Genomic DNA, 22,747 nt, shown 5'->3' on the forward strand with positions numbered 1-22,747 from the left:
ACGTATCCACATACAAACCCGCCACCACCACTAAATCACAATCCACCAACATCCCATACGGCGCCGACGCACCCGCCGTCACCGTAAACGGATCCGAACCGTTACTGCCACTACCACCCGGCGCAATCGTCCCAAAACTACCCGCATTGTCGACAATCGTCAGATGTGACGAATTGCAGAGTAAGGTAGCGCTTACGTTCGTGGCAGTCGCACCTCCCTCATTCTCAAGGGTCACGACGATATCCGCTGTTTCACCCGGATCCAGTATCCCATTACCGGATACCGAATACTGCTGGCAACTAAGAGCCGGCGCGTAGACGGTGAGGCTGAACTGTGACACCCATGTCGAGTCGACATTGTCCTTGCAGGTAAGTGTGAACAGTATTGTATTGTTGTTCGGACACGATGAAGAGATGGCTACATCGAAACCGTCGGTTCCTGTGTAGGCGGAATCATTCGCCGCGATGTTCCCAAAGTTCTTTACTGTATCGGAAAGTGTAGCATATGTATTCTCAGTGCTGATGATGCCGCTTATGCTGTTGCCCTGACTCTGTCCCCAATTCATCACCCATACCGGCAGTTGTGCGGACTCACCAGGGTTAAGTTGGTTATTATTATTGCCGCCTGGAGACGGATCGCTGATCAAATAATTCAAGAATGTAACATACGCATAGTTGGTTGACTGAACAATAATCGAATCCTCAAATGGATAGTGATTCAGAGCAGTAACCGTGATATCCATACCACCCGGCGAGTTCGGGTAAACGCTCAGCGTCACCAGCCCGGCCGTGTTCGTGTATCCGCTCGCATACGCCTCATCTCCTTTCAGGAGACAAACGAGAGCATTGTTCACAGGGCTGCCGCTGCTGGTCACTACCACGTTCACGTTCTGAGACCCAAGAGGAATCGCGGAAGGAAAGTTCACCGTAAGATTCTGCGGCACATCGGTCCACACGGGCATTTCCGGATCGCCAAGGAGATTCAACTCATAGAGGCACCAGCGGGTCATGTCGTATTGATACCCTGAGTCTGCATAGTATACCCAGGCATCTTTGGATACGGAATGCGCTTCGCCAATGTGGAACATATCATCGGATATAACATTATAATAAAATGACGTGTCTATTCGTTCTGACGGGCCGGGCACGTAACCTATACCGCTTACATAAGCACCCCAGCCATAACGCGAATTCATCAATGCGGCAACGAGTCCTCCGCCAACACGGTTCACGAGATGCTCGGCAAAGCAATCGCCTCCCGGCACAAGATCCCAACCGCCGCACATACAGGCGATCGAATTCGCGATGCCCTGCCGGTCACCGTTCACCAAATTTTGGGCGTCGGTCGAGTTGAGATACGGTGTACCCATGTATATCCCGTTCTCATCACCGTGGCCAACCCAGTGGCCCATACCATAGCCGACGTTCATCGAATCGATCATCCACTGTCGGCTCAGTGTCCCGTTGCGCTCGTACAGCTTTCCATCTACCCAACCGGACGGTGTCATCCTGGCAAGTGAATCCTGTATCGGCCGTTCATTATAGCTCGACCAGAGTATTGCCGCCGGCAGTAGCATTTTCTTCAGATAATCGGTCGGCGGATTCTTCTCATACGTGAAAACCTTGTTGACGAAGTTCTGCGCCTTTGCCACACTGTACACCGAAGCGCGGCCGACAAAGACATCTGCATACATATCAACGCTGTCGCTGAGTTGTCCGTACACGTGGTTGCCGTTGAAATCCCAGTTACCATCGAGGTCAGCATAGTACAGATCACTGGGGATCGTATCATCACGGCCGACAGTTGAATAAGTGTAGTAGTATGTCATCCTTGCCGGCACGATGTTCTGCCCGCTCGTCATCTGATCGCCAGATCCACCGAGCAGAAAATATATCGTGCCCCAGTTATCCTTTGCGTCCTCAATAAATGCCCTTATCTTCTCCTGCAGGTCATAGCCCGTGTAATTGCTGCTGATCCAGGAGACTTCGACGACAGTCGCCGGGACACCTTTCTTGGTCTTCCACTCGGCGAAACGCTCGAACACCGTATCGACAGGCGGCGCGCTGATGACAACATACTCAAAATATCCCGGAGGCACGGTAGCCGGCCTCATGTTCTTTTGAACGAGCGGGGCAAATTGCAGTACATCCTCAGGGTTGACAACGAGGGCGCGCACCGCGTTGCCGAAAACATCTCTCTGCCGGTCAGTGGCGATCCAATTTCGAGCCCCGTTCTCCCGATACTCTATTTCATATGTAATGGTTGTAGCAAGCTGGAGTTTCTTCTGCGCGGGTATATAGCGCACAGGAAAAATCTCCACGTGAGCGATCCGGTACCCGTTCATGTTACCCGTGCCGCCGTTTGCTATCGTGTTCTCCGGAAAGGGTTTGTCCCATGAATAGATATCAGGATCCGGTGGGAAAATTTCGGGCTCAAAGGTCTTGCCCGGCATTGGCAATGGCACGTCGGGTTGTGCCGGCACAACGTTGAATGTACCCGGAACATCCTGCCAGTCTTCGGCAATGACTCTCACGTTCGTCAGCACGGCACCAGCAGGAATGACCAGTTTCTGCACAACGCGTGGCATGCGTGGAGCACCTGGATAGACCATAACTGGATGCCCTTTGATCTCAATCACATCACTGCCAGCGGCGCCGTAGATCAACAAATCCTGCATCGAAAACGTCGCTGTCTTCGTCATCGTACCCGCGAAAAGCGGAATGACGACACAGATCAAAACGATCAGAAGTTTCTTCATCTTACCTCCCCCTAAGGGTCATGAATCGCATATGGCCAAAAAATATCATAAACTATCTCATGATTACTGCTTTAAGAACCTGTCTTGCTTCATCGGCTGTAAAGCGCAAGAAATATATCCCGTTCGGAACCACCCCGCCCTCATCATCACGACAATCCCAAACAACAGATGATGGATATCCGATATCAAGCAACCTTTCTGACAGATCTGCCACGAGCCGTCCCGAGGAGTCGTAGATACGTAAACTCGTGTTCTTGGATTCGTGACCGAGTGTATATCTAACCTGCACACGGTCCGTGTTGGGATTCTGGAACAATGCAATCGAAGATGTTATGCGCTGCAGCCCGGCGACATCCCCTTCATCGATATTGAACGAAATCTCCGCACGCGCAAGACACGAGTAACCACCCCAACCCCAACTCGCGTTATTCCCGCGAACCTGATAGAAAAATTCTCCGCTTGCATGGTTTTCGAAATCATACAGCGTGTCATTGATGGCGGATGACACCGTGTCCACATTTTCAAAAAGACACACCGGATAAATATCATCGACAAAGAAGCCGCCATTGAGTATCGAACCATCGGTCATAGAGCGAAATCTGATATGCACAGATTCATCTACCCAATCCTCGAGCGAGTACGCCCTGCGTATCCAGCCGCCGGAACTTCCCGTATACCGCGTTGTGTCGAGATTATACCATTCGAGAGAATTCTTCGAAACCTCAACCACTGCTACATCATAGTTTGTTTCCAGATCATACCAGCACCAGAAGGTAACAGAATCCCCTTCCTCAACCATGTAGGGATGCAAGGTTTGTACGGCGTGATTCATGTTGAAATAGCTCCGCGAGAAAAAACTGAACTCGCCGGAATGGACCTGTGTAGTATCCAGAATGAAACCATCCAGGATCCATCGGTCGGCACCGTTTTCCAGATCGTCCTCGATGACCGAAGGACCAGTAAGCTCAAGTAACTCCCAGTGTGTTGGATGGTTATCATCCGGGTTCCGGGTGTGCCACGCAACAGTGTAATCAGAGCCCACATTGCCAAGGTCATAGATCTCCGGCGGCGGCACCACGGCATCGAGCAGCAAGACTATCGAGTCGCAAAATCCTGCAAGGTACTTCAATGCCTTGAAATTCTCGTGCACCATTTGATCGAGCTGGGAGACCGGTTGATACTGTGAGGTTCCCAATTCAGTCGTGAAGGATAGCATGGAAACGCCACCAACCCAATGGGACCAGCTGTAAAACCAGTCAACGCTTGAGCCGCTCACCGGGTATATCGCAGAATAGATCGGACCAGAATCGTAGGTGCCGCCATACAAGCGGTGAACCTGATCTGCCATGTAGTCACCCACCTGTTCATGTAGTAGACCATCCGGCACTCCGTCATCTGTCCAACCCCACGGCCACATTATCACCTCGCCCGAGCTGTGATATGACATGTACGCATTAATGATATGCTCTTCAACAAAATACGTCAAGGAACGAATTTCATCACCCGACCCGCCATATGCACCGCAGAAAAGGCTATGGCTTGGCCGGTGCGATGCCTGGCCCTCGTCAACCGCACCCCAATCACCTTCAATATCCGGCGAACACCCGCGGTAGTTTCGATTCGGGTCGTTACCGATGTAACCGCCGAACGGTTCCCGGTTCTTCCGCCAGTAAAAACCCGTCGGATAATCATATAGATAACCGTCAACGTTTATCACCGGGAAACAGTATATCTCTGTATTGTTGATGATTTCGGTGATCTCTGACACAGAACCATATGCACTGAGCATCGAGTCAACAAAGAACATGATGACCGGCACGCACGCCCACTCATTGGAATGATGTGCACCGTCGATCAAAAAACCAGGCTCATCATCCTCTTCGAGATGCGGATTATCTGAGATCTTGATGCCATATATCCAGTTACCGTTAAACGTGGTTATCGGCAAAGAGTCGAGTTTACATAATGACGGATAGTCCTGGACCAGGTGCCTGAGGCTGTCTTCAATCTCAGCATAAGAAAGGTACTCGGCGCGAACACTCTCTTTCGCAAGTGCCACGTCATGCACGATCACTTCGTAAATGAGTCCCGAGCCAACAATCCTGCTGAACTCGTCGCTACTAACAACCAGGTCGTAATATTCACCCGCCCTTGCACCGACAACATCGAAGTCATATTTGACCGACACTCTTTCCATATCGTGCCAGGTCGGCGCATACACTCGAACTACCATCTCCTGGGCATAGACCGCAACAACCAGAAATATAAATAGAAAAAAAATTCTTTTCATCAATGCTCCTTTTCAAAAGACTTAATTCTGCCGATTGTTAAAACTAATAAGAAATACAGCAGGCTAGTGAATACTGCAGAACAGAATCATATTCTCCCTAAATGACCTCACCAATTCTATTCATGCGGATCGCCTTCCATTGCCAGAACTTGAAGACTTCAAAGAAATTAGAGACCTCACCGCCCGGGTCAAACGAGAAATAGATGAACAGTGGTTTACCCTTCAGATATCTCTTATGCAAAGGTCCCCAGAATCTTGAATCCGCCGAATTATCACGATTATCACCCATGGCGAAAATACAGTCCTTGGGCACAACGACCGGTCCGAAGTTATCACGCACCTGATAGCCAATGATGTCCGCAAGATCGGCTTTCTCCCACGCTTTCTGATAATTTCGGTCATCGGCGATCACGCCCCGGATCACATTACGATCGGTATGACGGATATAGGGTTCATCAACCTCATTGCCGTTCACGTACAGGACCTTGTTGATCAGCTGGACCGTATCATTTTCGACCGCAACACAGCGCTTCACAAAATCCTTGTTCTCGAACGGATACCTGAACACAATTATTTCCCCGCGATTCGGCATCCGTCCAGGTATTATCGGAATTTGTTTCGTTGTTAGGGGTATCGGGATTTTGACGCCGTATATGAACCTGTTTACGAGAAGAGCGTCTCCGATGAGAAGCGTCTTCTCCATGGATGCGGTGGGAATAACATAGGCCTCAACGAAGATTGCACGTAGGATCAAAACAACAGCGATCACGGTAGCCCAGGTGTAGATCTCGCGTTTGAGTCTTACCTTCACAGCATTTATTATAACGTCATACGGTCAAAAGTCAACAGTCTGAAACCCCTGCGGTCGATACGACCCTGAAAACACATTGGCACTGCAGACACGCTAACGCTGAAGACATGTCGCTTAGCTCCTGAAGACACGCTAATGCTGAGAAACGGTGAATGGGAGCGTCGGAGAAACGGAGACACTACACGACCCCCCGTCATTGCGAGTCCCGCGTAGCGGGACGTGGCAATCTCGGCAGTCGAACGAAAGTAACGAAAACAACGACAATAGCGATAATAACGAAATTAGCGGTATTAACGATAATAGCGAGAATAACGGGAGTAGCGAGCTTAACGAACCAAACGAAATTAACGTTTTTCGTTCCCCACCCTTGACTTGAATACGATATTCGCTAAAATAGACCATGTTTGAACGTGGGCGGTTAGCTCAGCCTTGGTTAGAGCGTCTGCTTGACATGCAGGAGGTCACCCGTTCAAGTCGGGTACCGCCCATTCCCTTTTGTTCGCGATATTCCCTGCGTTCAGAATCGCTTGTTGAAAGGTTGTCATGGATAGCACGCTGGATCTCCTCTTAAAGATCCAAAGTCTTAACGATGAAGTAGAAGATACCAAGACGCAATTAACACAAATGCCCCAAGAGATGGCAAAACTCGAGAAGCAAATGAGTACACGCGAGGAAGAGTTAAAGACGGCCGAAGCCAGAATTCTTGACCTTAAGAAAACATACAAACTCAAGGAGATCGAGATTGCGGATAATGAAGAAAAGATGGCAAAACTGAATACTCAGACTTTTGCGGTGAAAACAAACGAAGAATACCGCGCCATACTCAATGAAGTTGATTTTCTGAAGCAGAAAAATAAGGAAATCGAAGATGAAATGCTCGGCTTTATGGAAGAAGAGGAAAAACTCAACAATTCGATAGACGCAATACGTGCTGAAACCAAGGAGTTTACCGACGCGACGAAATCCAGAATCGCCGAGTTGAAGCAAAGAAGTGAATCGCTGACCGAGCAGCAGAAAATAGCAGAGGCAAATCTCAACGACAACATTGCCAAACTCCCCGAGGATGTGAAAGTCTTGTACAAGCGAGTCGCAAAAGTTCGCGACAAAACTGTCTGTGCCATAGTTGACAACACCTGCACCGGGTGCTACGCCAACCTTACGCATCAGTTTCTCAACGAACTCAAAAAACGCAACAAGATACTGTTGTGCGAAACCTGTGGTCGGATTCTTGTTTATACTACTTCCGGTTAATAGCCAATGGCTCTCCAAAAAAAGCCGCAGTATTCTATTTTCGTGGATGGTTCGTCGCGGGGCAATCCAGGCCCCGCAGGCGTCGGCGTTGCTGCCTTCGGCGCAGGCGAAGACAACCCCTCAGTTGAAATATCCAAATACATAGGGCTCACAACTAACAACGTAGCCGAATATGAAGCCGTCATCCATGCGCTTAAATGGATGATCGATTCAGGCATCCGGCAGGCCACGATCAAACTCGACTCGGAATTGGTATTCAAACAACTAATGGGCAATTATCGCGTCAGATCTCCACACATCAAACTGCTCGTAAAAAGAATAAACACACTCAAGTCGCAGATCGAAGAGGTAACTTTCGTGCTAGTGCCGCGCGAAGAAAACAAACTGGCGAACCGGCTCGCCCAGACGGCATCAAAAAAAGTTAAGGTCAAACACCAGAGATTCAAGCAGCTACCATTACGGTAACATGTTTGGCAAACGTGAAATAAACGCACCAAGAATCCTCATCGGAGGGTATCTCGGCATAATCGCGATCGGCACGGTGCTGCTTATGTTACCCGCGTCAACCCGGAGCGGCATCAGTTTCATCGACTCTCTCTTCACCGCATCCTCGGCGCTGTGCGTCACCGGGCTGATCGTCAAGAACACGGCATTGGATTTTACCCTGTTTGGTAAGTGTGTCTTGCTGGCTCTGATACAGATCGGCGGTCTGGGTTACATGACACTCTCAACTACTTTTTTCTTCTTCATCGGACGCAAGATATCACTTCGCGACCGCCTGCTTTTCAAGGAATCGATCAATCTTCTCACCTACGAGAATTTGCGTCGCTTTGCATGGCGTGTGTTCAGGATCACGATTGTCGTCGAACTGCTGGGAACGGTGTTGCTGTACTCGGCTTTCGTGCAAAGATTCAACGCGCCGACCGCCCTCGGGCACGCATTCTTTCATGCAGTCTCAGCGTTCTGCAATGCAGGTTTCTCTACTTTCTCGGAAAACATGGCATTGTTTTCATCGTCAGTTTCAGGACCACTGGTAGTCTCCGTGCTATTCATATTTGGCGGCATCGGATTCGTTGTGATATCGGATCTGTATACGACCTTTATCAGAAGACAAAAGAAAAAACTTTCCCTCCACACGACCATCGTGTTGAGAACGACGCTTGCCCTCATCATGATCGGTACAGCCTTTATATTCTTTATCGAATACGACCGCAGCCTTGCTGGTTTGCCTTTCCATCATAAACTGATCACGGCTTTCTTCCAGGCCGTCACTCCGAGGACCGCTGGCTTTAACACAATGAACATAACACTTTTCTCGCCGGTCACCATCGCGCTTCTCATGCTGTTCATGTTTGTCGGTGCCTCTCCTGGCGGTACGGGTGGAGGTATAAAAACAACGACGTTCGCACTCCTATTCAGATGGGCAAAAGACCTGATGCTCGGCAGGTACGGCAAAGATGTAATCGCTTTGAAGAACAGGATCCCCATTGAGCAGGCTTTCCGCGCCTTCCTGATTTTCATGCTATCTGGTTCAACGATCGTCGTCGCCTTCTTCCTTATTTTGCTCATAGACAAGCAGAACCCGCTCAAGGTCCTTTTTGAAATCTTCTCAGCGTTCGGCACAGTCGGACTTTCTCTGGGTTCATCAATTAACCCGTTTTGCAGTTTTTCGTACGACCTTTCCGTACTGGGCAAGTTGGTCATAATCGGTACTCTTATTGCGGGCCGGGTTGGTACCATTACCCTGGGAAGTGCGATACTCAAGCCCCATCCCCTGGAATACGCGTACCCTGAAGAACCAATCGTGGTTGGCTAATTTGATGAACAAAAATTACAACCCGGGTGTACGCATCCTTGAAAATACACGTGTTGTTGACTTTGCCAGAAAAAGGGTTCAATCGTGCGCGCTGCTTATCGAGGACGACACTATCAAGGAGAAAATCACTGAACGCCATGCCCGGCCAAAAGGAATCCTCAAACTTGACTTGCGGGGAAAGTATGTAATACCGGGATTCATCGACGCCCATACTCACCTCGTCCCGGAAGGCATCAAGATGCAACGGCTTGATCTAAGTCGGTGCCGTTCACTAGAAGATTGTCTGGAGAAGATACGCGCTGATCTCAAAACAAAGGACATTAGCTTCGCTTCTAATTGGGATGAAACGGCATGGCCCACATATGACTCCAAAGATCATAACCGCCACACGCTCGATAAGCTTTCGAGAAAAAAGCCAATAATAATGCGCCGCATCTGCGGCCACTATGCAGTCGTCAATACCGCCGCATTACGGCATATTCCAGAGAATCGAAAAATCGTCGACCGGAAAAAAGGAATTCTCCTTGAAGACGCCGCCCTTAACCTCAATGACTTCTTTCCACCAACCGATGAAATGATGGAGAAGGCAGTGATGCTCGCGACAAACAAGGCCTTGCGTCAGGGTATAACATCAGTCCACGAAATATCCAAACCAAGTTATTTCCGCGCACTTCAGAAAAAGAAAAATGAACTCAAGATCAGGTATTCGATATACCTGACAGAAAAGCATCACAAGCATGTGTTGAGGACAGGTTTACGAACAGGATATGGAGACGACTGGCTCCGGTTCGCCGGTACGAAGATCTTCCTCGACGGCTCCATCGGCGCACACACGGCTGCGCTGAAGCAACCTTACAGGAATGAGCCAATAAGGGGTAAAATCCTGATACCATCACGCAAACTTGCATGGTTCGTCGATACTGCTGAATCAAATGGTATACAATTAATGCTGCATTCGATCGGCGACCGCACAACTGATACTGCCCTTCGAGTCCTGAAGGAACACACTTCTCATGGAAATCCACTGAGACACCGCATCGAACATCTCGAGATGCTCAACGGCGAAACCATTGCCGCTATCGGTCGGATGAAAACAATCGCATCGATGCAACCGAATTTCGTGCATCGATGGCAGAAATCCGGTGGTTTTTATGAAAAAGTTCTGGGGGCTCGGTATAAAAAGATGAATCCATTCCAGTCGCTACTGCGTAACCGGGTGAAACTTATGTTCGGTTCCGACTGCATGCCACTTGGTCCGCTATACGGAATTCAGGGAGCGATCAAGCACCCTTCTGAGGATGAACGTCTGAGCATAGCCCAGGCCTTCCTTCTATACACCGAAGCAGGTGCATTTGCCACCTTTGAAGAAAAAAAGAAGGGTAAACTGGAACAGGGATATCTTGCAGATCTCGTCGTGCTGAACGAAAATCCCCTCGAAGAACGAAATTTGCTCAATCTGAAGGTCGAGGGAGTAATGGTTGGCGGGGAAATGGTTTTCAGCAGCATTCCCGAATGGTGGTGCGCGCGAAGATGAAAAAATTGCTCTGGATATTCTCTAAAGCATACAAGAAATTCAATACCGACCGCTGCCCTCTCCTTGCATCCGCCTTGGTTCACGCGACAACATTCAGCCTCTTTCCCTTGCTCCTTGGGCTCTTGTCTCTATCACTCTTCATCCTTGGATCTTCCGAAGGTATCATCGAAAAGATCATGCCGGTCATCAAACAGGTTTTCCCTGCCGGCATTGATGAAATAGTACGGAACATAACTGCCATCAAACAGACATCAATAGCGATTGCCGTTATCGGTTTTGTCGGCTTCATGTGGGCATCAGCCAGCATATTCAGAGCAATTGAATCGACCTTGAACGTCATCTGGAAAGTCAAGAGAGACAGACCTTTTTTCCGTAAGAGTGCGATCACCATAGGTTCATCATTTCTCGTCTTCATCGGGCTGTTCGCATCATTCGGACTGACACTCTGGGGAAGCACAGTCGGCGCGTCCGGCATCGCACGGTTCCTTCCCGAGATAAGCTTCGTCGGAAGCATCGTGCTCTTCGGTCTGATCTTCAAGATCTTCCCGAATCGCGGGGTGCGCTGGAAGGAAGCGTACTTTGGTGCTATATTCACAGGGGTCTTCTGGGAAATCGCAAAATATCTCTTTTCCATATACATCATCAGGGTCGTCGATTATTCAAAACTCTACGGCTCGTTATCGGCAATCATCATTCTGTTTTTGTGGTTGTACTATACTGCGTATATTTTTCTGTTCGGTGCCGAACTTTCTTATGTATTTGCACGCCGCAAACATTTGAAATGACGATAAACCGTTAGTACCGTTAATTTCGTTAGTCTCGTTAATACCGCTAAACAACAAAGCGAATTTGGAATTGCGAATTTCGGAATGCGGAATGCGGAATTTAAGAAACGTTATTTGCGTTACGTTCGTTAATAGCGCTAGTATCGTTATTGTCGTTAATCCCGCTAATTTCGCTATTTCTGTACATGGCTGTTTAGATTTTTGGGTTTTTGAAATTTGTAATTGTTTTGTATTTAGATATTAGGATTTCGGATTTGTGGGGAGTTCTCCGTTTCCCCGAGGCTCCGATTCACCGGGGCTCATCATCTTAACCTTTGATTTCCTCAGGATCGTCGCCAGTCCCCCCTTGACAAATTTTCGATTGTGGCTATAATAACGTTGTGACTCTATATATAGTGTCTTTGGGGGTGGCGAATGAAATGTCCGAGATGCGGCAAAGACAGTGACCGCGTTCTCGAGACACGAACTTCTCAAGCAGGGTCGGTCGTGCGGAGGAGAAGGGAATGCACCAAATGTCGTTTTAGGTTTACAACATATGAGACGGTCGAGAGGGTTCCTCTCGTCGTGATCAAACGCGATCGAACAAGAGAACCCTATGACCGCGCCAAACTCTTAAATGGCATCGCGACCGCCTGTCGTAAGAGACCCGTAGCTGCAGAAAGAATAGAATCCATTGTAAATGATATTGAAGATATTTTGTCTGACCGATATCAGATAGAGATACGATCGTCTGACATAGGCAGAATGGTCTTGGATCGATTGCTGGAAATTGACGAGGTCAGTTACGTTCGTTTTGCCTCAGTCTACCGAAAATTCACCAACATCGATAAATTTGCCAACGAGTTGAAGATGATCAAAAAGGAGCGAAGATGGAAGAAAAAGTAACGGTAAGAATCGGTATCTCTGAAGAGATCCCACGAGAGAAGATTTTTCAATATGTGAAGAAAAGAGATGGGGAAGTGGTCACCTTCGATAAATCAAAGATTTCAAACGCGATCTACCTCGCGGCAAAAGCCGTGGGCGGTGAAGACATAACCTTGGCAGACAAATTGGCTAACGAGGTGATTCTTTTTTTGTACACGAGAAAGGGCAACGTCACGCCCGAAGTCGAAGAAATTCAAGATGCGGTCGAAAAAGTATTGATTGAAAATGGACACGCGCGTACCGCAAAAGCTTATATTCTATACCGAAAACAACGAGAAATATTACGCAAGAAGAAATTACTGCTCAGCAAACCCGAAGAAAGGGAGACAACCGACTACGCATTGTTTGTCCGCACTTCAGATGATGATTTTGTAGCATGGGACCGCGAACGAATAATAAAGGCGTTAGAAAACGAAACCGGGCTCGAGCGCAATTTGGCTGAAAAAATTTCGGAAGAAACAGAAGAAACCATTCTTAATTCCAATGTTCATCTGGTGAGCTCCTCGCTCATCCGCGAAATCGTCAATGTCAAACTGATCGAACACGGATTGGAAAATTCAAGATTGCGCCATATGCGTCTTGGCATACCCTTGTACGATGCAGACAAGATAATCCTCTTTGCGAACCGTGAGAACGCCAATATCCCGCACAATCCGGAAGCGACAAATATGACCATCGCCGAGACGGTTAAAAAGCAGTATATGCTCTCTCAAGTATTCAGCCGGGACGTGGCTGACGCCCACATACGTGGTGACATTCACCTGCATGACCTCGGTTTTGGCGACCGTCCCTATTGCTCGGGCCAGTCGCTGGAATATGTCAAGAAATTTGGACTGAATCTGCCGAATGCATTATCGATCGCCCGACCGGCAAGACATCCGGACACATTACTTGCCCATATGGTAAAATTCTCTGCTGCGCTGCAGGGACACTTTGCGGGCGCAATTGGCTGGGATGCCGTAAATATTTTCTTCGCTCCTTTTTTAACAGGCATGTCAGACCGCGATATCCACCAACTCGCACAGATGATGATCTTCGAATATTCACAGCAGTCGGTGGCGCGCGGTGGGCAGGCAATATTTTCTGATTTGAATCTATATTGGGAAATCCCAAAGCATTTTCGTGATGTACCCGCTATCGGTCCGGGTGGCGAGTACACCGGTAAGAAATACGGAGAGTATGCAGAGGATGCGCAGAAGTTCGTTTGGGCGCTATTCGATGTATATATGGATGGTGACGGAACTGGCCGTCCATTCTTCTTCCCGAAACCACTGGTTCATATCACCGAAGATTTCTTCACGACTCCTGGTTATGAGGATTTCCTAAATCACATTTCCGATGTATCGTCCAAGCGAGGTAATACATATTATGTTTTCGACCGTGGTCAGACAGCAAAAATATCTGAGTGTTGCCGGCTCTCTTTCAAGCTTGAGGAGAGTGATTTGAGGGACGCACATACTCCATGGAAAATGCGCTACACTGCCTTGCAGAACGTCACCCTCAACCTGCCCCGGGCTGCCCTGCTGGCAAATGGAAGTGATCAGCAGTTGTACAAACAGCTCGATGAATTGCTGCAACTCGTGGTCAAAGCGCATATTCAGAAAAAAACATTCATCGAGAAACTCGTTTCTTTGAAACAAGAGGGCCCGCTCGCCCTTCTGACCATGGAACGTGATGGTGAGGCTTACCTAAGACTCTATCGCGCAACGTTTTTGGTGGGATTACTTGGACTGAACGAACTCGTCCAATATCACACAGGTAAAGAAATGCACGAGGATGAGGAAGCTTTCCGTTTTGGTCTGAAGATTCTCTCATATCTCTATCTGCGGATCAGAGAGCTCTCAAAGTCCCACAATATCAGGTTGGTAATGGAGCAAACACCCGCTGAATCTGCTGCCCATCGCCTTGCCCGACTTGACCTCGAGCACTTTGCCGAACAGGCAGCCGGAATCGTCAAAGGTGACACAACAGGCAACGCGGTATATTATACGAATTCGACCTACCTCAATGTCAGTACGTCGATCGATCCGATCACAAGGGTACAGCTCGAGGGTAAATTCCACGACCTGATCGAAGCCGGTGCCCTTACCCATATCTGGCTCGGTGAATCGCAACCACCCAAGGAATCTGTGGCGAACTTCGTGGTCAAGACATTCCGAAACTCCCGCAACGCCCAAATCGCCTTCTCTCCCGAATTTACGACCTGTAACAATTGTTTCAAAACGGCAAGAGGGCTGCGGAACCAGTGTCCGCACTGCAATAGCGAGAACGTCGATCACATCACGCGCGTCACCGGTTATTTCACAAAAGTATCGGGATGGAACAAAGGAAAAAAAGCTGAATTGAAGGATCGTTATCGCTCGAAACTCTAAATGCAATTTACCGGGGCATTGGGGCACACGCCTAATGCCCCTTCTCATTTGAAAAAAAGAATCTCTTAAGAAGGACGACATGTCTGTCGTACACAGCAAGTCCGTCTTCAATCAACTAATAAAACTCGCCTGGCCAATTGTACTCGCCTTCATGATGCAGACGAGCTACAACCTGGTTGATATATTTTGGGTAGGCAAATTAGGAGCGACTGCAATTGCCTCGGTATCACTCGCGGGCAATTTCTTCTATATTATCCTCGCGCTCGGCCAGGTTATCGGTTCCGGCACCGTAGCACTCGTCGCGCATTCATTTGGCGGTCGGTTATTCGACCGGGCCAACAGCATAGCGAAACAGTCACTGCTCCTGGCATTCATCATTGCCCTTGCCATAGGTATACTCGGCTTTGTCTTTTCGAAGCAGATAATGTATTTCCTCGGTGGCCGCGGCGCAGTTCTCATACTGAGCAATGAATACCTTCGAATTGTGTCGATAGGCTTTTTCTTTCAGTTGTTGTCTTTCAGCATAAACTATATTTTCCGGGGTGCCGGCGACATGAAAATACCGATGGTCATTATGTTGATCGCCACGGCAACCAATCTGATTCTCGACCCTCTCCTGATCCTGGGAATCGGATTCTTTCCGCGACTCGAAGTACAAGGCGCTGCAGTCGCCACAGCAATCGCAAAGTTTGTGAGCTTCGTCGTAGGATTCCTCATTCTTCTCAGAGGACGCTCGGGCATCAAAATCAGTTTCACCACCCCGTGGCAGCTCCAGAGTACCATTGTGAAGAAGATCTTCAATGTCGGCATACCCGTTGGCATATCCTACGGGCTAATGGCATCAAGCATCATGGTCGTGTTCGGTATCGTCGCTGCTTTCAGCGAACACGCACTCGCCGCCCTGGGAATCGGCACCCGCATTTTTCAGTTTGCCAGCCTGCCGGTCGTTGGTATCGGAGTCGCAACAACAACCCTGGTCGGACAGAACTTGGGTGCTCGTAACCAAAAAGGTGCAACACAGGCAGGTAATGCAGCTTTGGGTTTGAGTACGGTAATAATGGTTCTGTTCAGCGTGTTTTTCATAACAAACCCACGACCTTTGATTGCACTGTTCACCCAGAATATACCGACCATCACCCATGGGACCGAATTCATCAACATCGTCTCATTCTATCTAATCTTCGTGGGCATCACTACGAGCCTGACCGGAATCTTTCGCGGCGCCGGTTATACCGTACCCCCAATGGTCGCCGGAATTCTGAAAGTCTCTCTTCTGTACGTATTGGCAATATTCCTCTCACGCACAATGCATGCGGGAGTGAGCGGTGTTTGGTGGGCAATGCTCATCGCCTACGGCGTTGAAAGTTTGGTTATGATATTGTGGTACAGAAAGGGAAGCTGGCGCGAAAAAGGATTGGCGCTATTGAAAGGACTGGCGCCAACAGACACGCCTGTATCAAAATAACTTGACGGCGAGCAACCCGACCACGATCCCGAGGGCCGCGCCACCCAGCACGTCAGTGGGATAATGTTTCCCCAGATATATCCTTGAAAAACCAACGACCGTGGCGTATATGAACATGGGAATTTTTATCTTAGGATTATGGTGGGAATAGATCACGGCTTGTGTGAATGCAAACGTTGTGTGACCAGAAGGAAAAGATGAGTCTATTCGTTCCGTATCTCCATCGGGGCGCTCGCGATTTATCAGTAACTTGAATGAAACAACGGTGGCAACGTCACCAACAAAGCCGGCAATACCTCTCCGTGCTATCTCCTTTCTGTCAGACAAATAGAGACCGACAGGCGGCAAAGCATCCAATCCCGGGTATGAAGCGATTTCGATCCCTTGCATGAAATACTTCACAGGCCGTGATTGCCAATCCTGGCTTATCGTTTCATAGATGCTCTGTTCGCAACTGTTGAGTGCCTGACAGCATAAAACAAGCAGCAGCATATCTTCATTCTATAGTAATATTATCTGCTGTCAAGAAGTCAGCGCCAAACGCAGAACGCCCTACGCTACACGTACACTGAGAATCAGTGAATTGGAGCGGCGGAGAAAGACAGAAGCTGGGAGCAGAAAGAAACTAAGAAGTAAGAGGCTGAGAACAAAACAACGGTTTAGGACCTGCGGTCGGTTTGAGCGCTCCGCGTGGTTTGACGCTGGAGACATGCTGCGCTGCAGACACGCTGCTATGAAGACACGTCCGCACAGCGGACTGAAGCCATGTTTCACTGAAGTCATGTCGCTTCGCTCCTGAAGACACGCTAATGCTGGAGAATAATTATCGAGAAACGGAACGAAACTAACGGGAATAACGAACCAACGAAATTAACGTTTTCTGTCAAATTCGCATTTCGCATTTCGAAATTCCAAATGTTGTATTAGCGGAACTAACGATAATAACGAGAGTAACGAAATTAACGGTACCAACGGTAATAACGATAGTAACGAGACTAACGTTCTTGTCATTAGTTATTTCCATCTCTTGACACTTAGTGTATTTATTATATAATAACGACGTTCGGAATCAAGGAGGTCAAACAATGCCGTGCGGAAGAAAGAGAAAAAGAAAGAAAATTAAGAAACATAAGCTAAAGAAAAGACGAAAAAGGGATCGCCACAAGAAGAAGCTGAGATAAGACTACGACAGGGATAGTATCTCTGTTACTGCGCTGCTATTTTCTTTCAAGAGGATACCGCGTTTCGATCCTTCAATGAATTTAAGAAACTCGTGCGCTTGACACGAGTTTCTTTTTTCAAGCATCTCCTTGCATTGAGCAAGGGTCCGTTCCGAGCGGTAAAGCAATCTCATTACGTTTTTGATCTCTTCAATTTCCTCCCATGAAAAAAGATTGCGCAGGAGGCCGGTCGTGTTGAGCCCACAGACTTTCGCTCCGTTTCCGCTGGCAAGGAGAAAAGGTGGCAGGTCTTTATTCAAATATGATTTCGCTCCGAGCATCGCATATTTACCGACCCTGCAGAATTGGTGGATGCCGGCGTGGCCGCCGATGTAGGCATGATCACCGATCTCCACATGGCCGCCAAGCTGGGCAATACTTGATACCACAACACCGTCTCCGATCACGTTGTTGTGAGCCACGTGAACGTAGGTCATTATGAAATTGTTATTACCGATAAGGGTTTTGCTACCTTCCCCCGTCGCTCGCGAGATCGTCGCGTATTCCCTTATGACATTGTTATCACCAATGACACAATATGAACGTTCACCTTTAAAATGGTAGTCCTGCGGTTCGACGCCGATCTGTGCACCGGCGCTTATGACATTATTTTTTCCGATAACCGTACCGTTCCTGATTATCACGTGGCTACCGATCCGGGTCCGGCATCCAATAACAACATCATCTTCGATGATGGAATACGGACCGATAACTGCGGATGCGTCTATCTCCGCCTTTCCACTGACCAGGAAATCCATCACTCACTCCCTGATCCCGGCAAGTATCGTTGCCTCGCAGGCAAGTGAATCATTCACCTTTGCCGTACCCGCAATTTTCACAACTTTACCGCGATCCTGCAGCAGTCTGGCTTCGAGAATGAGTGTATCGCCGGGTTTTACGATCTTCCTGAATCTTGCTTTGTCGATCGCCATGAACAGGGGGATCGCGTTCCTGCGGTTGCGTAAAAGCATCACTCCTCCGGCTTGTGCTATTGCTTCGACGATCAGAACTCCCGGCATTATCGGTTCCCCAGGAAAATGCCCGGTTAAGAAATACTCGTCATCCTTGATCTCTCTTTTCGCCAGGATCCTATCGTCTGAAACTTCCAATACCTCGTCGACGAACAAGAACGGTGGCCGATGAGGTAAGATTTTTTTTATCGCTTCGATATCCATCATTACCCACTCCTCACTGCAATCTCATGTTTCAATAACTGATACTCTTGTAGTCGCGCAGCAACTGAACTTCCCTCTGACCGCACCCACACTTGCCTATTTGCAGACCGGAACGGTGATGGCCATGACAATCCGACCCCCCGGTCATCAAAAGTCCATTATTCGATGCCATCTCATACAGTTCCTGCTGACATGCCATCGAATGGTCAGGATGCCAGACTTCAATACCAACTGCGCCATCATCTATCAGACGGTTGATGAGATCCCCATCACCATATATGCCCGGATGGGCAATGACAGCAATGCCATTCCACTCGTCGATTTTTTTCAGCAGGTCCTTAGGCGCGATGCTCATCTTAGGTTCATAGTAGGGAGAATGATAGCTCAAAAAACGCACGAATGCTTCCCTGATCGATTGAACATATCCACTCTCGCGCAACGCCTCCGCGATATGCGGTCTGCCCAGCGCGCTGTTTTTAGCGAGTTCCCTCATGCGGTCGAAGTCGAGCTTTATACCATCGCGCGACAGTCTCTCGACGATCTTCTTGGCTCTTTTTACACGGTGTTCACGGAGAGTTTCCAGGTATCCTAGAAGATCGGGATTATCGTGGTCGATGTAGTATGCAAGAATGTGTATATCGATCAATCCGATATTTGAACTCATCTCAACGGACGGTATGATATTTATTCCCATATCGCCGTTATCCTTCAACTCATCCATTGCCATCAATGAATCATGATCAGTAATGGCAATGGCTTCCAGGCTGATTTCGTGACAATATTGAACAATCTCAGAAGGGGAAAGCAACCCATCCGAGCAATTTGAATGTATATGAAGATCTGCGTATTTCTGGTTTTCGGGATAAGTTGAGCTCAAGATTCCTTCGTCAAGAGACCGAGATCCTGCACCGTATCATCAATAATCTTCACGTCAATGAGCTCTCTTTTCAGAAGAAAACCCTCGAGCAAAGCATTGTCGCAGATCGCGTTTATCGTTCTTGGATTACCCTTTGAATAGAAGTATATTGCCTTGAGTGCTTCTTCATCGAACAGATTTCGCATGCCGCCCGCAACGCGGAGCCTATGTAATATGTAGTCATATGTTGCCTTCTCATCGAGGGGATCGAGCACGCAGCGGATCGCAATGCGCTGGTAAAGCGGGGGATCGAGTTTGAGGTAATCTTCGGTATCAGGCAACCCAAAAAGAATGAAGTTCAATAACTTGCCTCTCTCTGATTCAAGATTCAGCAGTCCACGAATTTCTTCCATTATTTCTTTGCTGCGTAGCATATTGGCTTCGTCGATCAATATAACCACTTTCTTTTTTCTCTTCGCGAATTCGAGGAGGCGGTGATAGACCGCGGTAATTATCTCGATTTTGTCATCCGAATCACCACCGGCTTCCAACATCAACGAAATCTTCTTCAGAAACCAAAGAGAGGTTATTTCCGAATGTATGATAACAAGGAGCGTTGCCTCAACCTGCTGGTCAATCAGCTGGTCCAGCAAACGGCGGGACAGTGTGGTTTTACCGGTACCGATCGCCCCAACCAAAAGCGCAAGACCCTTCTCCGTATCAACGGCATGGGACAGCTTAATCAGAGCCTTCGAGTGCTGCGGAGAGTCATAATAGAACTTCTCATCAGCCGCAAAGCTGAAAGGATGTTCTCTCAGATTGTAGAATGATTCGTAACCCATGCAATCGTCACAGGTAGGTAATCTTAGACTTTCTGTCTACTTTTTGTTCTATTGAAGCACTTTTGTCTGACAAATTACCTCCTGACGCATTCTTGCGTCTTTTCTCTAATTCATCAGTAACCTTTTGTTTGAGCTGAAGTATCTTCTGGTTCAAAGCCGGAACCTTCTTGTCTATGTTGTATGCATTGACATAAGACTTAAGCGCACTCCTCAGCTCATTTCGCTTCTCGTGACAGTTACCAAGCAAGAAATGAATACCGAAATATTCCTTGTCACCATGTCCTTCAATCTCCAAACTTTCAGATAAAACCCTAATGGCATCATCTACCTTATCATAATCAAGATAACTTGCTCCGATCATCTCAAGAGCTTTCAGTTTCAGCTTTTCATCCTTTGCCGCGATCTCCAATTCTTCAACTGCTTCCTGGTACAAACCCATGCCTTTATAGGCGACACCCAGGTCATAATGTGAAGTGTAGTCCCCTTCGCCGATGGATTCGAATACTTCGCGTCTGAATTCGGACACCAGTTCTTCGATACTCTGCATTGCCTGGGCCTTTGCTTCACTCTGTTCGATCCTCAAAACCTCACCCAGATCAACAGCACTTGCCGCTTTTTCTGGTGGCGCAGCTGGACCAATAGGCCCGACCCGTTCCTTGGCAACCACGTTTTCTGGATCAATACGCAAGACGTCACGGTATATCTTTTTTGCCTCGCTCTTTGCCTCTCGGCGGTTCAACGCTTCGGCCAGCTCAAGCATAAAAGTCACCTGTGTATCATTGTCTTTACGCATTCGCGCAATTTCAACGAGGTGCTGCCGCGATTTCAAATCGAAAGGCCTCAAATCTGCGATTTTCTTATTCAGATTCAAAGCCTTATCATAGTCCTTGCTTCTCCATGCCGCGTTCTCGGCATCACGAAAACAATCGATGGCCTCTTCGATCGAATCGAGTTTCAAATACAGCTCGCCCAATTCTATAGTCTTGTCAATCTCGGACAGCTTCTCAGTTATGTCCACGCCGACGGATGAGCTGCGCTGTTCATCCTTGAGCAACTCTGCAACCTCGGGTGAAACGATATCTTCAATGGAAATACTATCCTTAGCCTGACGATCTTTTTCTACAGGCTTTATTTCCTCGAGCCGGATGGGCTCTTCAACTTCTGCAATTTTTCCTGTTGTCTTTTCTTCGACCTCCGCTTCGGGCGTCTCCTCCGGGATATCCGGAGTCACTTCGGTTTTGATTTTTTCTTCGAGCACAATCTCTTTGAACTTCTCGTGTTTCGTCTCAATTTCTTTCGCCTGTTCCAGCAGTTCACTCCCACGGTCTTTCTTGCCAACTTGCTCATATATAGCCGATATTGTTTTGAGTATCCGAGCATTGTTCGGAACCAGTTCCCTAATCATGTCGTATGTTTTCAGAGCAGTATCCAGATCATTTGCCCGGCGTTTTCGATCCGCATATTCGAGCAGGTAATTTGCCGCCTCACCCCGCTGGTCCAGATCCTTGTGCAATTCACCGAGCAGCCCGTAGATCTCCGTACGGTTCTTGTCGAATCTCAAGATTTTTTTGCATAGAGCAATTGCATTCGGGAAATAAGTTTCTTCCTTGAAAGCACGGGCGCCTTTCTCATACGCGCTGAGCGCGTTTTTCTGCTGATTCACCCTTAGATACAGATCACCCAATTTATTGTACAAAGAGCCTTCGCTCGGAAACTCTCCAATAGCGCTCTCGAGCTCCTCAATGGCTTCATTGAATGAGCCCTTCGCCTCCAGCTCGGCGATTTTTCTTTTCAGGTCAACTAGCTCCGCCATTACTCGAATTTCAAACCCAGGTTGCTTACCACCCTTTCGATCAGAATCTCATCGATCTGCTGTTTACTCTGCAAATATCCTTCCAACAACGCATTATCGCAGATTATATTTACCAACCGCGGTCTACCCTCTGAGTACCGGCAGATGAGATCAACAGCCCGCGGACTAAAAATTTCGTTTTCACTACCTGCAATGTTAAGACGGTGAGCAATATACGACCTCACGGTATCACTGCCCATCGATTTCAACCTGATCTTAACGGCTATACGCTGATACAAAGCGCGGTTTGACGAAATAAAGTTCTCAAGGTCTGGCAAGCCACTAAGAATGAATGATAGGAGCCTCGTATCTCCGATCTCAAGATTCAAAAGGCCTCTTATTTCTTCAAGCACACTTGGATTGTCGATCTTATTCGCCTCATCGATAATGATTACTGTCTTTTCATTACGATGATATATCTCGTTGAGTCGCTGTGAGATGCGTGCGATTATCTCGGTCGTCGAATCGCTTAGATCGCGCAAACCAATGAGATTCGCAATTCTCGTGTAAAGCCATGCCGGGGAAAATTCAGAGTGGGTCAAAACGATCAGCCCAATCTGGAACTTGCCCATCGAGTATAATTCGTTTAGGATCTTACGCGAAAGGGTTGTCTTCCCCGTTCCGATATCTCCCAGGAGCACTGCCAGCCCACGCGCACCCCTTGCTGCATGCAGTAAATACTCCCGCGCGAGCGCGTGTTGCGGCGAATTGAAATAGAACTTGGGGTCCGGGTGGTTCGCAAATGGTTCTAACTTGAATTGGTAGAACTCTTGATATCCCATTAGCCTCCTAATGG

The 22,747-nt window shown here is 48.1% G+C and carries 18 protein-coding genes and 1 tRNA gene; 9 read left to right on the forward strand and 10 right to left on the reverse strand.

Translation table 11 applies throughout. The features are described 5' to 3' along the window. The 3 genes from OEV79_09485 to lepB form a co-directional block, all read right to left on the reverse strand. A partial coding sequence (locus tag OEV79_09485; GenBank protein ID MDH4211661.1) for a C25 family cysteine peptidase occupies positions 1 to 2,758 on the reverse strand: 2,758 nt, incomplete at its 3' end. A gap of 52 nt (positions 2,759 to 2,810) precedes the next feature. Continuing rightward, positions 2,811 to 5,048 (reverse strand): M14 family zinc carboxypeptidase, encoded by a 2,238-nt coding sequence (locus OEV79_09490; protein MDH4211662.1) that lies wholly within the window; start codon positions 5,046 to 5,048, stop codon positions 2,811 to 2,813. A gap of 97 nt (positions 5,049 to 5,145) precedes the next feature. After that, the gene (lepB, locus tag OEV79_09495) at positions 5,146 to 5,859 is read right to left on the reverse strand and encodes a signal peptidase I (protein MDH4211663.1); all 714 of its coding nucleotides are present in this window, start codon (positions 5,857 to 5,859) and stop codon (positions 5,146 to 5,148) included. Positions 5,860 to 6,271: 412 nt separating this feature from the next. Between lepB and OEV79_09500 the strand changes: the two genes are divergently transcribed. From OEV79_09500 to OEV79_09540, 9 genes are all read left to right on the forward strand, one after another. Continuing rightward, positions 6,272 to 6,347 (forward strand) — tRNA-Val (locus OEV79_09500). Positions 6,348 to 6,402: 55 nt separating this feature from the next. Beyond that, on the forward strand, positions 6,403 to 7,110 hold the full coding sequence (locus OEV79_09505) for a C4-type zinc ribbon domain-containing protein (GenBank protein MDH4211664.1): 708 nt from the start codon (positions 6,403 to 6,405) through the stop codon (positions 7,108 to 7,110). A gap of 6 nt (positions 7,111 to 7,116) precedes the next feature. Next, positions 7,117 to 7,575, forward strand: a complete 459-nt coding sequence (locus OEV79_09510; protein MDH4211665.1) for a ribonuclease HI family protein — start codon at positions 7,117 to 7,119, stop codon at positions 7,573 to 7,575. Between the two features lies 1 nt (position 7,576). Further along, complete coding sequence (locus OEV79_09515) at positions 7,577 to 8,926, forward strand: TrkH family potassium uptake protein (protein MDH4211666.1); 1,350 nt, start codon at positions 7,577 to 7,579, stop codon at positions 8,924 to 8,926. A 4-nt stretch (positions 8,927 to 8,930) separates the two neighbouring features. After that, the gene (locus tag OEV79_09520) at positions 8,931 to 10,460 is read left to right on the forward strand and encodes an amidohydrolase (protein ID MDH4211667.1); all 1,530 of its coding nucleotides are present in this window, start codon (positions 8,931 to 8,933) and stop codon (positions 10,458 to 10,460) included. Continuing rightward, entirely contained in the window at positions 10,439 to 11,245 is an 807-nt protein-coding gene (locus tag OEV79_09525) for a YihY/virulence factor BrkB family protein (GenBank protein MDH4211668.1), read from the forward strand. The genes OEV79_09520 and OEV79_09525 overlap by 22 nt, the downstream gene beginning before the upstream one ends. A 414-nt stretch (positions 11,246 to 11,659) precedes the next feature. After that, positions 11,660 to 12,130: a transcriptional regulator NrdR gene (gene nrdR, locus OEV79_09530; GenBank protein ID MDH4211669.1), complete on the forward strand. Its 471-nt coding sequence runs from the start codon at positions 11,660 to 11,662 to the stop codon at positions 12,128 to 12,130. Beyond that, a complete protein-coding gene (nrdD, locus tag OEV79_09535; protein ID MDH4211670.1) occupies positions 12,115 to 14,541 on the forward strand; it encodes an anaerobic ribonucleoside-triphosphate reductase in 2,427 nt (808 codons plus the stop codon). Before nrdR ends, nrdD begins: the two co-directional genes overlap by 16 nt. Before the next feature lie 79 nt (positions 14,542 to 14,620). After that, positions 14,621 to 16,006, forward strand: coding sequence for an MATE family efflux transporter (locus tag OEV79_09540; GenBank protein MDH4211671.1), 1,386 nt, complete (start codon positions 14,621 to 14,623; stop codon positions 16,004 to 16,006). Here OEV79_09540 and OEV79_09545 read toward each other — a convergent pair. From OEV79_09545 to OEV79_09575, 7 genes are all read right to left on the reverse strand, one after another. Then, positions 15,998 to 16,498: a phosphatase PAP2 family protein gene (locus OEV79_09545; protein MDH4211672.1), complete on the reverse strand. Its 501-nt coding sequence runs from the start codon at positions 16,496 to 16,498 to the stop codon at positions 15,998 to 16,000. The two genes, OEV79_09540 and OEV79_09545, sit on opposite strands and share 9 nt — an antisense overlap. Before the next feature lie 691 nt (positions 16,499 to 17,189). Continuing rightward, on the reverse strand, positions 17,190 to 17,984 hold the full coding sequence (lpxA, locus tag OEV79_09550) for an acyl-ACP--UDP-N-acetylglucosamine O-acyltransferase (protein MDH4211673.1): 795 nt from the start codon (positions 17,982 to 17,984) through the stop codon (positions 17,190 to 17,192). 3 nt (positions 17,985 to 17,987) lie between these two features. Continuing rightward, positions 17,988 to 18,404 carry a 3-hydroxyacyl-ACP dehydratase FabZ gene (gene fabZ / locus OEV79_09555; protein MDH4211674.1) on the reverse strand — a complete coding sequence of 139 codons (417 nt, stop codon included), beginning with the start codon at positions 18,402 to 18,404 and terminating at the stop codon, positions 17,988 to 17,990. A gap of 28 nt (positions 18,405 to 18,432) precedes the next feature. Then, on the reverse strand, positions 18,433 to 19,278 hold the full coding sequence (locus OEV79_09560; GenBank protein ID MDH4211675.1) for a PHP domain-containing protein: 846 nt from the start codon (positions 19,276 to 19,278) through the stop codon (positions 18,433 to 18,435). Then, the gene (locus OEV79_09565) at positions 19,275 to 20,099 is read right to left on the reverse strand and encodes an AAA family ATPase (protein ID MDH4211676.1); all 825 of its coding nucleotides are present in this window, start codon (positions 20,097 to 20,099) and stop codon (positions 19,275 to 19,277) included. Before OEV79_09565 ends, OEV79_09560 begins: the two co-directional genes overlap by 4 nt. Before the next feature lie 7 nt (positions 20,100 to 20,106). Further along, entirely contained in the window at positions 20,107 to 21,912 is a 1,806-nt protein-coding gene (locus tag OEV79_09570; protein MDH4211677.1) for a tetratricopeptide repeat protein, read from the reverse strand. After that, positions 21,912 to 22,733 carry an AAA family ATPase gene (locus tag OEV79_09575; protein MDH4211678.1) on the reverse strand — a complete coding sequence of 274 codons (822 nt, stop codon included), beginning with the start codon at positions 22,731 to 22,733 and terminating at the stop codon, positions 21,912 to 21,914. The genes OEV79_09570 and OEV79_09575 overlap by 1 nt, the downstream gene beginning before the upstream one ends. Between the last annotated feature and the right edge of the window lie 14 nt (positions 22,734 to 22,747).

This window comes from candidate division WOR-3 bacterium (assembly GCA_029858255.1).
Lineage (GTDB): Bacteria > Hydrothermota > Tepidihabitantia > SM23-42 > SM23-42 > SM23-42.

Bases quoted from the DNA above. Each gene is read 5' to 3' on its own strand.
- nrdD (MDH4211670.1), top strand. From the start codon at position 12,115: ATGGAAGAAAAAGTAACGGTAAGAATCGGTATCTCTGAAGAGATCCCA.
- OEV79_09525 (MDH4211668.1), top strand. From the start codon at position 10,439: ATGGTGGTGCGCGCGAAGATGAAAAAATTGCTCTGGATATTCTCTAAA.
- fabZ (MDH4211674.1), bottom strand. From the start codon at position 18,404: ATGATGGATATCGAAGCGATAAAAAAAATCTTACCTCATCGGCCACCG.
- OEV79_09515 (MDH4211666.1), top strand. From the start codon at position 7,577: ATGTTTGGCAAACGTGAAATAAACGCACCAAGAATCCTCATCGGAGGG.
- nrdR (MDH4211669.1), top strand. From the start codon at position 11,660: ATGAAATGTCCGAGATGCGGCAAAGACAGTGACCGCGTTCTCGAGACA.
- lpxA (MDH4211673.1), bottom strand. From the start codon at position 17,984: ATGGATTTCCTGGTCAGTGGAAAGGCGGAGATAGACGCATCCGCAGTT.
- OEV79_09490 (MDH4211662.1), bottom strand. From the start codon at position 5,048: ATGAAAAGAATTTTTTTTCTATTTATATTTCTGGTTGTTGCGGTCTAT.
- OEV79_09505 (MDH4211664.1), top strand. From the start codon at position 6,403: ATGGATAGCACGCTGGATCTCCTCTTAAAGATCCAAAGTCTTAACGAT.
- OEV79_09575 (MDH4211678.1), bottom strand. From the start codon at position 22,733: ATGGGATATCAAGAGTTCTACCAATTCAAGTTAGAACCATTTGCGAAC.
- OEV79_09540 (MDH4211671.1), top strand. From the start codon at position 14,621: ATGTCTGTCGTACACAGCAAGTCCGTCTTCAATCAACTAATAAAACTC.
- OEV79_09545 (MDH4211672.1), bottom strand. From the start codon at position 16,498: ATGCTGCTGCTTGTTTTATGCTGTCAGGCACTCAACAGTTGCGAACAG.
- OEV79_09510 (MDH4211665.1), top strand. From the start codon at position 7,117: ATGGCTCTCCAAAAAAAGCCGCAGTATTCTATTTTCGTGGATGGTTCG.
- OEV79_09520 (MDH4211667.1), top strand. From the start codon at position 8,931: ATGAACAAAAATTACAACCCGGGTGTACGCATCCTTGAAAATACACGT.
- OEV79_09570 (MDH4211677.1), bottom strand. From the start codon at position 21,912: ATGGCGGAGCTAGTTGACCTGAAAAGAAAAATCGCCGAGCTGGAGGCG.
- OEV79_09565 (MDH4211676.1), bottom strand. From the start codon at position 20,099: ATGGGTTACGAATCATTCTACAATCTGAGAGAACATCCTTTCAGCTTT.